The organism is Pseudomonas sp. LBUM1660 (genome assembly GCF_059695935.1).
Map to the genome: position 1 here is coordinate 6,149,000 of NZ_CP166795.1, position 13,522 is coordinate 6,162,521.

The following is a 13,522-nucleotide window of genomic DNA, read 5'->3' on the forward strand; positions in this document are numbered from 1 at the left end:
CAGAGGCTCTATCGATTCAGCTCAAGCGCTCGACAGCCGGTAAATCCATGGCCCGGACCTCCCCTTGCAGGAAATCGCTGAGCCTGCGCAAACGTTCACCTCCCGGGCGGGTTTTCGGCCAGACGAGGTAATAATGCTCACCGCTGGCGACAGCCGTCGGCCAAGGCAAACTCAGACGACCCTGCGCGACATCCTCCGCCACCATCAGCAAATCGCCCATGGACACGCCGTAGCCTCGAGCGGCGGCGATCATGCCCAATTCCAGCGTGTCAAACACTTGCCCGCCCTTGAGCGAGACCTGATCGGCCAGACCCATGCGTTGCAGCCACGTGCGCCAGTCACGCCGGTCCGGTGCCGGGTGCAGCAGCTCAGTGCTGGCCAGACGCGCGACATCCCACGGTTGATCGTCCATCAGGTTCGGCGCGCCCACCGGAATCAGTTCTTCCGGGAACAGCAGCGTCGCCTCCCAGTCCGGTGGAAAATTCCCGGTGCTGAGGATGACGGCGCAGTCGAAGGGTTCGTGGTTGAAGTCCACGGTGTCGATGTCCATCCAGGCACTGGTCAATTGCACTTCGTTGCCCGGTTGCAAGTGCCGGAAGCGACTCAGGCGCGCCAGCAGCCAGCGCATGGTCAACGTCGACGGGGCTTTCATGCGCAGGATGTCGTCTTCGGCGCGCAAGGTATTGCAGGCGCGTTCGAGCGCGGTAAACCCTTCACGGATGCCCGGCAGGATCAGCCGCGCCGACTCGGTCAGTTGCAGGTTGCGCCCGCTGCGGTGAAACAGCCGACAGGCGAAATGCTCTTCGAGGGTACGAATGTGTCGGCTGACCGCGCTTTGGGTGATCGACAATTCTTCAGCGGCGCGGGTAAAGGAGCTATGTCGCGCCGCCGCTTCGAATGCGCGCAGGGCATACAAGGGAGGAAGACGACGAGACATTGGGAAAGCTCCTATAGCGCGGTTACGCAACGTTAGCAGAAACTTGTCAGCATGAGTTTGACTCATGCCACCCATCCTTTTTATCCCTTTGTGAAAACCCCGCAGAGCGCCGAGAATCGGCTCTCTCCTGTTCAATCTGATAATCGAGGCGTGATGACCATGCAGCATCCAGCACGTACCGAACTCTGGGCCATCCTGCGGCTGGCGGGGCCGTTGATTGCCTCGCAGTTGGCGCACATGCTGATGGTCCTCACCGACACTTTGATGATGGCGCGCCTGAGTCCCGAAGCGCTGGCCGGTGGCGGCCTGGGCGCGGCGACGTATTCGTTCGTGTCGATCTTCTGCATCGGCGTGATCGCGGCAGTCGGCACGCTGGTGGCGATCCGTCAGGGCGCGGGCGATATCGTCGGCGCCGCGCGACTGACCCAGGCCGGATTGTGGCTGGCGTGGTTGATGGCGCTGGTGGCCGGGCTACTGCTGTGGAACCTCAAACCGGTGCTGCTGCTGTTCGGCCAGACCGAAACCAACGTCCAGGCTGCCGGGCAGTTCCTGCTGATCCTGCCGTTCGCCCTGCCCGGCTACCTGAGCTTCATGGCCCTGCGCGGTTTCACCAGCGCCATCGGCCGGGCGACACCAGTGATGGTCATCAGCCTTGGCGGTACCGTGGCCAACTTCCTCCTCAACTATGCGTTGATCACCGGGATGTTCGGCCTGCCGAAAATAGGCCTGGTGGGGATTGGTCTGGTCACGGCGATTGTCGCCAACCTGATGGCCGTGGCGCTGGCGCTGCACATCCGTCGGCATCCGGCCTACGACGCTTATCCGCTGCGCCAGGGTTTGTCGCGGCCTAACCGCCAGTACCTGAAAGAGTTGTGGCGCCTCGGCCTGCCCATTGGCGGCACCTACGCGGTGGAAGTCGGGTTGTTTGCCTTCGCCGCGCTGTGCATGGGCACCATGGGCAGTACGCAACTGGCGGCGCACCAGATCGCCCTGCAGATTGTTTCGGTGGCGTTCATGATTCCGGCGGGGCTTTCGTATGCGATCACCATGCGCATCGGCCAGCATTACGGCGCCGGGCAATTGCTGGATGCGCGGCTGGCCGGACGGGTGGGGATCGCCTTTGGTGCGGCGGCGATGCTGGGTTTTGCCATGGTCTTCTGGTTCCTGCCGAATCAGTTGATCGGCCTGTTCCTGGACCACAACGACCCGGCGTTTCGAGACGTCATCAACCTGGCCGTGAGCCTGCTGGCGGTGGCAGCGTGGTTCGAGCTGTTCGACGGCACGCAAACCATCGCCATGGGCTGCATCCGCGGACTCAAGGACGCCAAGACCACGTTCCTGGTCGGGCTGGGTTGCTATTGGCTGATCGGTGCGCCGGCGGCGTGGTGGATGGCGTTCAACTTGAACTGGGGGCCGACAGGCGTCTGGTGGGGGTTGGCGCTGGGGTTGGCGTGCGCGGCGGTGAGCCTGACGCTGGCGTTTGAGTGGAAGATGAAGCGGATGATTCGGCGCGAGCCGGCGTCGCAGCGTTTCGACGTCGCCCAGACCGAGTGAAAATCCCTGTGGGAGCGGGCTTGCTCGCGAAAGCGGTATGTCAGTTAACGTAGACGTCGACTGACACGGCCCCTTCGCGAGCAAGCCCGCTCCCACATTTATGTCCGTGTTTAAACCACGACTTCCAGGGCGGACTGCTGGCTGCTACCGAACGTCAGGTATTCAACCAACTCCGCCAACGGCAGCGGCTTGCTGATCAGATACCCCTGCACCTGATCGCAACCAAACCCGCGCAACAACTCCAGCTGCTCCGCCGTCTCCACGCCTTCGGCCACCACTTCAAGGTTGAGGTTGTGCGCCAGGTTGATCATCGCGTGGACCAGTTTGCGATTCTCTTCCCGCTCTTCCATGCCGCCGACAAAGCTCTTGTCGACCTTGAGCAAGGCAATCGGCAGGCTGTTGAGGTGCACGAAGGACGAGAACCCGGTGCCGAAGTCATCCAGAGAGAAACGCACGCCCAGGCGCCCGAGGGCATCCATGGTCTGCTTGACCAGGTCGCTGCGGCGCATGACCGCGGTTTCGGTCAGCTCGAATTCCAGCCATTGCGCCTCGACACCGCGCTCGGCGATCAGCCGGCTCAGGGTCGACAGCAATTGGCTGTCCTGAAACTGTCGGAACGACAAGTTGATCGCCATGTGCAGCGCCGGCAAACCACGCTCGCGCAACGCCTGCATGTCCCGCAGGGCCCGGGAAATCACCCAGTAACCCAGCGGCACAATCAAACCGCTCTGCTCGGCCAGCGGCACGAACTCACTGGGCGCCAGCAAACCGCGCTCGGCATGCCGCCAGCGCACCAGGGCTTCAAGGCCGACGATCTGGCCGTCCTCAAGGTTCAGGCGCGGCTGGTAATGCAACTCCAGCTCGTCACGGCGCAACGCCCGGCGCAGCTCGCTTTCGAGGTCGGCCATGCTGCGGGCATTGCGGTTGATGCGTTCGTTGAAGATATGAAAGGTGCAGCCCTGAGTGCTCTTGGCTTGCTGCATGGCGATGTGCGCGTGCCACATCAACGGGTCGGCACCGGCCTGAGCCCGGGCGTGGGCGATGCCCAGGCTGGAACCGATCAACAGGCTTTCGCCGTCGACCCAGTAAGGCTCGGCCAGGGCTTCGGTGATCCGCTCGGCCATCCATTCGGCGCGCTGAGGCGCGCGGCGGGTGTCGATCAGCAGGGCGAATTCGTCACTGCCCAGCCGCGCCAGTTGATCGCCGGCCTCAAGCTGGCTTTTCAGCCGCGCGACCACTTGCAGGATCAACCGGTCGCCGGCTTGGTGGCCGAGGGCATCGTTGGCGTGACGGAAGTTGTCGAGATCAAGGTGACCGAGGGCCAGGCCGCGACCGTCGTTTTCCGCCAGACGCGCGGCCAGCAAGGTCTGGAAGCCCTGACGGTTGGCGATGCCGGTCAGCGGGTCTTGCTCGGCCAGGCGTTGCAGGGTGTTTTCCAGCAAGCCGCGTTCGCGCACATGGCGCAAGCAACGGCGCAGCATGCCGGGATCGAGATGATCGCGCACGAGCCAATCACTCACACCATCGGGCGGCGTCAGGGGCTCGTGCTCGAGCAGCAACACCGTCGGCAGGCTGCAACGGCCAGGCAGAGGCTGAAGCGCAGGAATGGTCAACAACACCGCGCTGCGGTTGTCATCGAAAAGACTGCTGACCGACTCCCAGCTCGGCGCGCTGATGAGCACGGCCGAGCTCCCCATCGGAGCCAGACACTCGCGCAACAACGCTGCCCACGCCGGCTCTTCGGCCAGTAGCAGCAAACGCAAGGGTTCGACAGGCGTAGACAAGCTAGCTCCCTAGACTCTGCAAAGATGTAGGCGGCGGGCATTATGCCGCGCCGGTAACCAATGACCAAACGACATCAGTTATCAAACGTGGCTTTGTGTCTGGAATACGAACATTAGCCGCAAACTCACCGCGCATCCTGCTTGAAAGTATCAAAACCGGCAAATAGAGATAGCGTGGTGCGTCACAAGTCGGAGAGAGCAGCACAATTCGCTGAGCCTGTTAAAATGCCGGCCCATTTCACAAACGACTCCCTGATTTCGTATGTCCCGACTCAATCCCCGGCAGCAAGAAGCCGTGAGCTACGTCGGCGGCCCTCTTTTGGTGCTCGCCGGTGCAGGCTCCGGCAAGACCAGCGTGATCACGCGCAAGATCGCCCACTTGATCCAGAATTGCGGCATCCGCGCCCAATACATCGTCGCCATGACCTTTACCAACAAGGCGGCGCGCGAGATGAAGGAACGGGTCGGCACCCTGCTCAAGGGCGGCGAAGGCCGTGGTCTGACGGTGTGCACCTTCCACAACCTGGGCTTGAACATCATCCGCAAGGAACATGTTCGCCTGGGCTATAAGCCAGGCTTCTCGATCTTTGACGAAACCGACGTCAAAGCCTTGATGACCGACATCATGCAGAAGGAATACTCGGGCGACGACGGCGTCGACGAGATCAAGAACATGATCGGCTCGTGGAAAAACGACCTGATCCTGCCGCCCGAAGCCCTGGAAAACGCGCGCAATCCCAAGGAGCAGACCGCCGCCATCGTCTACACCCACTACCAGCGCACGCTCAAGGCGTTCAACGCGGTGGACTTCGACGACCTGATCCTGTTGCCGGTGAAGCTGTTCCAGGAACACGCCGACATCCTCGAAAAGTGGCAAAACAAGGTCCGCTACCTGCTGGTGGACGAGTACCAGGACACCAACGCCAGCCAGTATTTGCTGGTGAAGTTGCTGATCGGCACACGCAATCAGTTCACCGTGGTCGGCGACGATGACCAGTCGATCTACGCCTGGCGCGGCGCCCGCCCGGAAAACCTGATGCTGCTCAAGGACGATTACCCATCGTTGAAAGTCGTCATGCTCGAGCAAAACTATCGCTCCACCAGCCGCATCCTGCGCTGCGCCAACGTGCTGATCTCGAACAACCCGCACGAATTCGAAAAGCAGCTGTGGAGCGAGATGGGCCACGGCGATGAGATTCGCGTGATCCGCTGCCGCAACGAAGACGCCGAAGCCGAGCGCGTGGCCGTGGAACTGCTGACCCTGCACTTGCGCACCGACCGGCCGTACAGCGATTTCGCGATTCTGTATCGCGGTAACTATCAGGCCAAGCTGATCGAGCTGAAGCTGCAGCACCACCAGATCCCGTATCGCCTGTCGGGGGGCAACAGCTTTTTCGGACGTCAGGAAGTGAAAGACCTGATGGCCTACTTCCGCCTGATCGTGAACCCGGATGACGACAACGCCTTCCTGCGAGTGATCAACGTCCCACGCCGGGAGATCGGTTCGACTACGCTGGAAAAGCTCGGCAACTACGCGACCGAACGCAAAATCTCGATGTACGCCGCCACCGACGAAATCGGCCTGGGCGAGCATCTGGATGCACGCTTCACCGATCGCCTGTCGCGCTTCAAGCGCTTCATGGACAAGGTCCGCGAGCAGTGCGCCGGCGAAGACCCGATCTCGGCCCTGCGCAGCATGGTCATGGACATCGACTACGAGAACTGGCTGCGCACCAACAGCTCCAGCGACAAGGCCGCCGACTACCGCATGGGTAACGTCTGGTTCTTGATCGAGGCGTTGAAGAACACGCTGGAGAAAGACGAAGAAGGCGAGATGACCGTCGAAGACGCCATCGGCAAACTCGTTTTGCGTGACATGCTTGAACGTCAGCAGGAAGAGGAAGACGGCGCCGAAGGTGTGCAGATGATGACCTTGCACGCTTCCAAGGGTTTGGAATTCCCTTACGTGTTCATCATGGGCATGGAAGAGGAAATCCTCCCGCACCGCTCCAGCATCGAAGCCGACACCATCGAAGAAGAACGCCGGCTGGCCTACGTCGGGATTACCCGGGCGCGCCAGACGCTGGCCTTCACCTTCGCCGCCAAGCGCAAGCAATACGGCGAGATCATCGACTGCGCGCCGAGCCGCTTCCTGGATGAGCTGCCGCCGGACGACCTGGCGTGGGAAGGCAACGATGACACGCCTGTTGAAGTCAAAGCCGTTCGCGGCAATACCGCATTGGCGGATATACGGGCGATGTTAAAGCGCTAGAATTGAGCACTTTTTAACCGAACATTTTTTGACAAGCTAGGCGCACATGGCGCCAGTAGAGGAACGCTTCATGGAAGCACTGCACCAGAAAATCCGCGAACAAGGCATCGTGCTTTCCGATCAGGTCTTGAAGGTCGACGCCTTTTTGAACCACCAGATCGACCCGGCCCTGATGAAGCTGATCGGCGATGAATTCGCCGCGCTGTTCAAGGACTCGGGCATCACCAAAATCGTCACGATCGAAGCCTCGGGCATTGCCCCGGCGATCATGACCGGCCTGAACCTCGGCGTGCCGGTGATTTTCGCCCGCAAGCATCAGTCCCTGACCCTGACCGAAAACCTGCTGTCGGCGACCGTTTACTCGTTCACCAAGCAGACCGAAAGCACCGTGGCGATCTCCCCGCGCCACCTGACCAGCAGCGACCGCGTGCTGATCATCGATGACTTTCTGGCCAACGGAAAGGCATCGCAGGCGCTGATTTCGATCATCAAACAGGCCGGCGCCACCGTCGCTGGTTTGGGGATCGTGATCGAGAAATCGTTCCAGGGTGGGCGTGCGGAACTGGATGCGCAGGGTTATCGCGTGGAATCCCTGGCTCGCGTGCAATCGCTGAAGGATGGCGTCGTCACCTTCATCGAATAACCCGCAACACCGCATTTCCCCTGTGGGAGCCAGCCTGCTGGCGATGGCGTCGTGTCAGTCAAAATCTTCATGACTGACAGACAGCCATCGCCAGCAGGCGGGCTCCCACAGTTGGTTTTGCGCTGGGCGTTATTGCGCGGTGGCCTTCAGGCCGGTGAGCAACAGCCGCTGGAACAAATCCTCTTTCAGCCCTTCCGGATGGGTCAGCTGCATCCGCTCCAGATGCTCGGGAAACACCGTAGCCTCGGGTGCATCCAGCGCGGCCTTGCCCAGCTCCAGAATCTCCGTGAGCTTGAACTTGCTCTTCAGCCAGTTCAGCGCCCGCAATAGATCCCTCTCCACTTCAGTGAAATCGCACCCGAGCGGATACTCCGGAAACAAATTCGGATGCAGCGCCTGAATCGCCTGCAATCGCTCCGGGCTGTTGTTGGCAAATCGCGGATCGATGCGGAAATTCTTCGGCAATTTGCCAACGTTCTGCGCCTGCTCGATCAACCCCGACTGGAAGCGTGAGTCGCTGATATTCAGCAATGCCTCGATCACCGCCGCGTCAGTCTTGCCGCGCAAATCGGCGATGCCGTATTCGGTGACTACGATGTCTCGTAGATGCCGCGGGATCGTGCAGTGGCCATATTCCCAGACGATATTCGAATTGACCTCACCGCCCGCCTCGCGCCAACTGCGCAGGAGCAGCACCGACCGAGCGCCTTCCAAGGCATGGCCCTGGGCGACAAAGTTGTATTGCCCGCCAACGCCGCTCAGCACCCGCCCGTCTTCCAGCTGATCGGCCACGCCCGCCCCGAGCAGGGTCATGGTGAACACGGTGTTGATGAAGCGTGCATCCAGACGCTGCAAGCGTTTGAGTTCTTCCTGGCCGTAGAGCTCGTTGATGTAGCTGATGCGGGTCATGTTGAATTCAAGGCGCTTGCTTTGCGGCAGCTCGCGCAGGCGCTCGTAGAAACTGCGCGGCCCGAGGAAAAACCCGCCATGCACGGAGATGCCGTCGGTTTGCGCGGCCTCATCGAGGGTGCCGGCATTCGCCTGTTGCTGGGTCGGTACGTCCGGGTAGACCTTGCGCCGCACGATTCCGGCATCGGCCAGCACCAGCAAGCCGTTGACGAACATTTCGCTGCACCCATAAAGACCCTTGGCGAACGGCTCCACGCCCCCTTCACGATCGATCAACTGCGCCCACTGGCTGAGATTGATATCCGCCAGCAGCGCCTTGTAACCGGTATTGTCTGCCTGGCGCGCCAGCAACGCCGCGGTCAGGGCATCGCCCATGGCGCCGATGCCGATCTGCAAGGTGCCGCCATCGCGCACCAGCGTACTGGCGTGCAGGCCGATGAAGTGATCCTGGAAACCCACAGGCATGTTCGGCGTAGAGAACAGCGTGGTGTTGTCCTTCTCGTCGATCAGCAGGTCGAAGGTGTCGATGCCGATTTCGGCGTCACCGGGCATGTAGGGCAAGTCGTTGTGAACCTGGCCTACCAGCAGGATCGTCTCCCCCGCCGCCCGGCGTTTGGCGATCATTGGGAACAGGTCGAGGGTAATGTCCGGGTTGCAGCTCAGGCTCAGGCGGTCCGGGTGCTCTGCATGGCTGGCCACCAGTTGCGCCACGAGGTTCAAGCCGGCGGCGTTGATGTCCCGCGCGGCGTGGCTATAGTTGCTGCTCACGTAATCCTGCTGAGCGGACACACTATGAAGCAGGCTGCCGGGCTGCATGAAAAATTGCTGGATATGAATGTTCGCCGGCAGGCTGTCTTTGTGCAGGTCGGCAAGGAAATCCAGCTCCGGATAATCGCCAAATACACGTTCGATGAAGGGTTCGAGGAAGCGCTTCTGCAAACCGTCGCCCAAGGCCGGACGGCCCAGGCACAGGGCGGTGTAGATCGTCAGTTGCCGTTCGGGCAACTGCGCGATGCGCTGGAACAGCGCGTTGACGAAGTGGTTGGGTTTGCCCAGACCGAGGGGCAAGCCCATGTGGATATGCGCCGGCAACCGCGCCAATACGTCATCGACCGCCTGCTCGATAGAACACAGCTGCACCATCTGATCCTCCCTTACATTCGGTGAATTGGGGTTTGACCGAGCTTGCCGGGTCTTTGCTGCAATGAACAGTCATGGGCAGTAAATCGCAGGAACAAAAAAGCCGCTCGAAAGCGGCTTTTTGCTGAAGATGAACGCTTATTTCAAGCCGGACATTTTCTGGATGGCGCCTTTGAGATCGGCGTCTGTGCAATCGGCGCATGTGCCTTTTGGAGGCATGGCATTGACGCCGGAGATCGCCTTCGCGAGCAAACCGTCAAGGCCGCCTTCTTTTTTGGCGCGCTCGCCCCAGGCTGCGGCATCACCGATTTTTGGCGAGTTCAGCAGGCCTGTACCGTGGCAAGCGTTGCAATGTTTTGCAATCACTGAGTCAGGGGTTTTGGCATCATCGCCACCCGCCGAAGCAGCGACTTCCATCCCCTTGCACTCTTTACCCGTCACACAAACCTGGCCGACTGGCTCAAGGCGTTTTGCAATATCGTCGTTGGTCGCTGCTTGTGCGCTGACTGCCCATAGGGCCAATACGGTTGCTGGTACGGCCAGCATTTTCATAATTAGATTCACGCGTTCACCCTCAATGGTGGCTAGTCACGCCTACGGCCACGGTTCGCAGGCGGGCGCAAGTATAACGGTAACCCCGTCACACTGAAACAACCCCAAAGTCGAAGGGGTCTTGTTGCGCAATGGAAAAACGGTTCGGGCGCCTCAGCGATGCTGGCAGGACGCCTCTTCTCTTAGAAATTCGCGGGCGTGGCTGCGCTGATTAGTCGCGCCGGCGCATCGAACGGATTACGGAAACGGTGTGGCTTGGTACTTTCAAAGTAGTAGCTATCGCCCGCTTCGAGCACAAAAGTTTCCAGCCCTACCACCAGTTCCAGTCGGCCTTCCACCAAAATGCCGGTTTCCTCGCCCTCATGGGTAAGCATCTCGTCACCGGTGTCGGCGCCAGGCGGGTAGATTTCATTGAGGAAGGCGATAGCCCGGCTCGGGTGCGCCCGACCAACCAGTTTCATGGTCACTGCGCCATCGGAAATATCGATCAGCTCGTTGGCTTTGTAGACGATCTGCGTCGGTTTTTCCTGCAGGATTTCTTCGGAAAAGAACTCGACCATGGACATGGGAATCCCGCCCAGTACCTTCCTCAGCGAACTGATCGAGGGACTGACGCTGTTCTTCTCGATCATGGAAATCGTGCTGTTGGTGACGCCCGCGCGCTTGGCGAGCTCACGCTGGGAAAGACCTTTGAGCTTACGGATGGATTGCAGTCGTTCACCGACGTCCAAGCTTGCGCCTCCAAGATTCAGGTTGTAGAAATATTGAGCGTTATCATGGCGACAGCGTTCAGTATTTACAACACTTTGGCCTGAATCCTGTTCAGCTAGGCGACTTCCGGTACGGACTGCTGACCGCTAACCCTCGGAATAGAGCTTTGGCACCCGGCGCAGGTTGCAGAAGATCTGATAAGGAATCGTGTCAGCGGCGGCAGCCACCTCGCTGGCGAGGATGTTCTTGCCCCACAACTCGACGGTCGAACCCAGGCCGGCCTGCGGCACATCGGTCAGATCGATGCAGAGCATGTCCATCGACACGCGGCCAATCAACTGGCTGCGCTGCCCGGCGACCATCACTGGCGTGCCGGTCGGTGCCTGACGCGGGTAACCATCGGCATAACCCATGGCCACCACCCCGACGCGCATGGGCTTGGGGGTGATGAACTTGGCGCCGTAACCGATCGGCTCGCCGGCCGGCAGTTCACGCACGCAGATCACTTTCGATTCCAGGGTCATCACCGGCTGCAAACGAGAGGCCACGGCGTTGGCTTCTTCAAACGGTGTGGCGCCGTAGAGCATGATGCCCGGGCGAACCCAGTCACTCGGAATCTGCGGCCAGCCGAGTACCGCCGGCGAGTTGCGCAGGCTGATTTCGGCCGACAAACCTTTACGTGCCGCTTCAAATACAGCGACCTGCTCGGCACTGGCTTGTTCGTGCAGCTCATCGGCGCGGGCGAAGTGGCTCATCAAAACAATCTTCGCCACCTTGCCGCTGGCCAACAGCCGTTGATAAGCCGCCTGATAATCCTTTGGATGCAAACCCACCCGGTGCATGCCCGAATCAAGCTTGAGCCAGACGGTGATCGGCTTGCTCAACGCAGCGTTCTCGATGGCTTCGAGCTGCCACAACGAATGCACCACGCACCAGAAATCATGTTCGACGATCAGCGACAGCTCATCGGCTTCGAAAAAACCTTCCAGCAACAACACCGGAGCCCGGATACCCGCTGCGCGCAGCTCCAGCGCTTCTTCGATGCAGGCCACGGCAAACCCGTCCGCATCGGCTTCCAGCGCCTGGGCGCAACGCACCGCGCCATGGCCGTAGGCGTCAGCCTTGATCACGGCGAGGGCCTTGGCCCCCGTGACTTCACGGGCGATCTGGTAGTTGTGACGCAGGGCTTGAAGGTCGATCAGGGCACGGGCTGGACGCATGGCGGCAGACTTCTAGGCGGTCATGGGAATAAAAACCGGCGCTGGCTGACGGCGTGAACCACCAACAGCACCGGGAGAGGGATCTTTCTATCTTTCTGACAGGCTTACGGCAGAGCAGCGACGACCGAGAGCTCGATCAGAATTTCCGGTTCGCACAGCTTCGACTCAACCGTCGCACGGGCCGGGGCGACGCCTTTCGGCAGCCACTTGTCCCACACCGCGTTCATGCCTTCGAAATGCGCGTCGATGTCTTTCAGGTAAATCGTCACCGAGAGCAAACGGCTCTTGTCGGTGCCTGCCAGATCGAGCAAACGCTCGATATTGGCGAGGGTTTCACGGGTCTGCTGTTCAATCCCGGCACTCATGTCGTCGCCGACTTGCCCTGCCAGATAGACGGTGCCGCTGTGGACAACGATCTGGCTCATGCGCTCATTGGTGAGCTGGCGCTGGATTGACATGTTTTGCGGACTCCTGAAGTTTGGTGCCATAACGGGAAATATCGAGGCCTTCGGCGCTGATCTGCGGCGTTTTCTTGGCCATCAGGTCAGCCAGCAAACGGCCGGAGCCGCACGCCATGGTCCAGCCGAGCGTGCCGTGACCGGTGTTCAGGAACAGGTTGCTGAACGGGGTGGCGCCAACAATCGGCGTGCCGTCCGGGGTGGTCGGACGCAGACCGGTCCAGAAACTTGCCTGGGCCAGATCGCCGCCCTGAGGATAAAGGTCGTTGACGATCATCTCCAGGGTTTCGCGCCGACGCGGGTTCAGCGACAGGTCAAAACCGGCTATTTCAGCCATGCCGCCGACGCGGATACGGTTATCGAAGCGGGTGATAGCGACCTTGTAGGTCTCGTCGAGAATGGTCGAGGTCGGGGCCATCGCCGGGTTGGTGATCGGCACGGTCAGGGAGTAACCCTTGAGTGGATACACCGGGGCCTTGATGCCCAGCGGCTTGAGCAGTTGCGGCGAATAGCTGCCGAGTGCCAGCACGTAACGGTCGGCGGTTTCCAGCTTGCCGTCGATCCACACGCCGTTGATGCGATCACCGGCGAAGTCGAGCTTCTGAATGTCCTGGCCGAAACGGAATTCCACGCCCAATTTGACGGCCATTTCGGCCAGGCGGGAGGTAAACATCTGGCAGTCGCCGGTCTGGTCGTTCGGCAGGCGCAGGGCACCGGCGAGGATATCGGTGACGCTGGCCAGCGCTGGCTCAACGCGGGCGATGCCGGCGCGGTCGAGCAGTTCGAACGGTACGCCGGACTCTTTCAGTACGGCGATGTCTTTCGCGGCACCGTCCAGTTGAGCCTGGGTACGGAACAGTTGGGTCGTACCGAGGCTGCGGCCTTCGTAGGCAATGCCGGTTTCAGCGCGCAATTCGTCGAGGCAGTCGCGGCTGTACTCGGACAGACGGACCATGCGCTCCTTGTTCACCGCATAACGGCTGGCGGTGCAGTTGCGCAGCATCTGCGCCATCCACAGGTATTGATCGATGTCGGCGGTGGCCTTGATCGCCAGCGGTGCGTGGCGCTGCAACAGCCACTTGATAGCCTTGAGCGGTACGCCCGGTGCGGCCCACGGCGAGGCATAACCCGGCGACACCTGGCCGGCGTTGGCGAAACTGGTCTCCATGGCAGCGGCTGGCTGACGGTCCACCACCACCACTTCGAACCCGGCACTCGCCAGATAATAAGCACTGGTGGTGCCAATGACGCCGCTACCCAAGACCATAACGCGCATTTTCATATCCCTCATCGCGGCGTGCCGCTGACGTTCGTAGTTGTAGAGCATTGATGTGCGCAGTGT

The 13,522-nt window shown here is 60.7% G+C and carries 11 protein-coding genes; 3 read left to right on the forward strand and 8 right to left on the reverse strand.

Features of this window, described 5'->3' with window-relative positions:
* Positions 1–16: 16 nt before the first annotated feature.
* The gene (locus tag ACA068_RS28610; RefSeq protein WP_497306385.1) at positions 17–937 is read right to left on the reverse strand and encodes a LysR substrate-binding domain-containing protein; all 921 of its coding nucleotides are present in this window, start codon (positions 935–937) and stop codon (positions 17–19) included.
* Positions 938–1,096: 159 nt separating this feature from the next.
* Between ACA068_RS28610 and ACA068_RS28615 the strand changes: the two genes are divergently transcribed.
* Complete coding sequence (locus ACA068_RS28615) at positions 1,097–2,491, forward strand: NorM family multidrug efflux MATE transporter (protein ID WP_497306386.1); 1,395 nt, start codon at positions 1,097–1,099, stop codon at positions 2,489–2,491.
* 110 nt (positions 2,492–2,601) lie between these two features.
* On the opposite strand, the gene ACA068_RS28620 is transcribed toward ACA068_RS28615, so the two are convergent.
* Entirely contained in the window at positions 2,602–4,275 is a 1,674-nt protein-coding gene (locus tag ACA068_RS28620) for a putative bifunctional diguanylate cyclase/phosphodiesterase (protein WP_497306387.1), read from the reverse strand.
* A 262-nt stretch (positions 4,276–4,537) separates the two neighbouring features.
* On the opposite strand from ACA068_RS28620, the gene rep reads away from it, so the two are divergent.
* Positions 4,538–6,547 carry a DNA helicase Rep gene (gene rep / locus ACA068_RS28625; protein ID WP_010465157.1) on the forward strand — a complete coding sequence of 670 codons (2,010 nt, stop codon included), beginning with the start codon at positions 4,538–4,540 and terminating at the stop codon, positions 6,545–6,547.
* A 70-nt stretch (positions 6,548–6,617) separates the two neighbouring features.
* Positions 6,618–7,190: a xanthine phosphoribosyltransferase gene (locus ACA068_RS28630; RefSeq protein ID WP_109626693.1), complete on the forward strand. Its 573-nt coding sequence runs from the start codon at positions 6,618–6,620 to the stop codon at positions 7,188–7,190.
* Positions 7,191–7,319: 129 nt separating this feature from the next.
* Here the strand turns inward: ACA068_RS28630 and ACA068_RS28635 are convergent, their stop codons facing one another.
* From ACA068_RS28635 to dadA, 6 genes are all read right to left on the reverse strand, one after another.
* The gene (locus ACA068_RS28635; protein ID WP_497306388.1) at positions 7,320–9,242 is read right to left on the reverse strand and encodes an acetyl-CoA hydrolase/transferase C-terminal domain-containing protein; all 1,923 of its coding nucleotides are present in this window, start codon (positions 9,240–9,242) and stop codon (positions 7,320–7,322) included.
* A gap of 135 nt (positions 9,243–9,377) precedes the next feature.
* Entirely contained in the window at positions 9,378–9,803 is a 426-nt protein-coding gene (locus ACA068_RS28640; protein WP_497306389.1) for a c-type cytochrome, read from the reverse strand.
* A gap of 170 nt (positions 9,804–9,973) precedes the next feature.
* On the reverse strand, positions 9,974–10,522 hold the full coding sequence (locus tag ACA068_RS28645) for a cupin domain-containing protein (protein ID WP_007947433.1): 549 nt from the start codon (positions 10,520–10,522) through the stop codon (positions 9,974–9,976).
* A gap of 126 nt (positions 10,523–10,648) precedes the next feature.
* Complete coding sequence (alr, locus tag ACA068_RS28650; protein WP_497306391.1) at positions 10,649–11,722, reverse strand: alanine racemase; 1,074 nt, start codon at positions 11,720–11,722, stop codon at positions 10,649–10,651.
* Positions 11,723–11,826: 104 nt separating this feature from the next.
* Complete coding sequence (locus ACA068_RS28655) at positions 11,827–12,180, reverse strand: RidA family protein (protein ID WP_403099791.1); 354 nt, start codon at positions 12,178–12,180, stop codon at positions 11,827–11,829.
* Positions 12,152–13,456, reverse strand: coding sequence for a D-amino acid dehydrogenase (dadA, locus tag ACA068_RS28660; protein WP_497306393.1), 1,305 nt, complete (start codon positions 13,454–13,456; stop codon positions 12,152–12,154). The genes ACA068_RS28655 and dadA overlap by 29 nt, the downstream gene beginning before the upstream one ends.
* Between the last annotated feature and the right edge of the window lie 66 nt (positions 13,457–13,522).

Bases quoted from the DNA above. Each gene is read 5' to 3' on its own strand.
- ACA068_RS28610 (WP_497306385.1), bottom strand. From the start codon at position 937: ATGTCTCGTCGTCTTCCTCCCTTGTATGCCCTGCGCGCATTCGAAGCG.
- ACA068_RS28615 (WP_497306386.1), top strand. From the start codon at position 1,097: ATGCAGCATCCAGCACGTACCGAACTCTGGGCCATCCTGCGGCTGGCG.
- rep (WP_010465157.1), top strand. From the start codon at position 4,538: ATGTCCCGACTCAATCCCCGGCAGCAAGAAGCCGTGAGCTACGTCGGC.
- ACA068_RS28630 (WP_109626693.1), top strand. From the start codon at position 6,618: ATGGAAGCACTGCACCAGAAAATCCGCGAACAAGGCATCGTGCTTTCC.
- ACA068_RS28635 (WP_497306388.1), bottom strand. From the start codon at position 9,242: ATGGTGCAGCTGTGTTCTATCGAGCAGGCGGTCGATGACGTATTGGCG.
- alr (WP_497306391.1), bottom strand. From the start codon at position 11,722: ATGCGTCCAGCCCGTGCCCTGATCGACCTTCAAGCCCTGCGTCACAAC.
- ACA068_RS28655 (WP_403099791.1), bottom strand. From the start codon at position 12,180: ATGTCAATCCAGCGCCAGCTCACCAATGAGCGCATGAGCCAGATCGTT.
- dadA (WP_497306393.1), bottom strand. From the start codon at position 13,456: ATGCGCGTTATGGTCTTGGGTAGCGGCGTCATTGGCACCACCAGTGCT.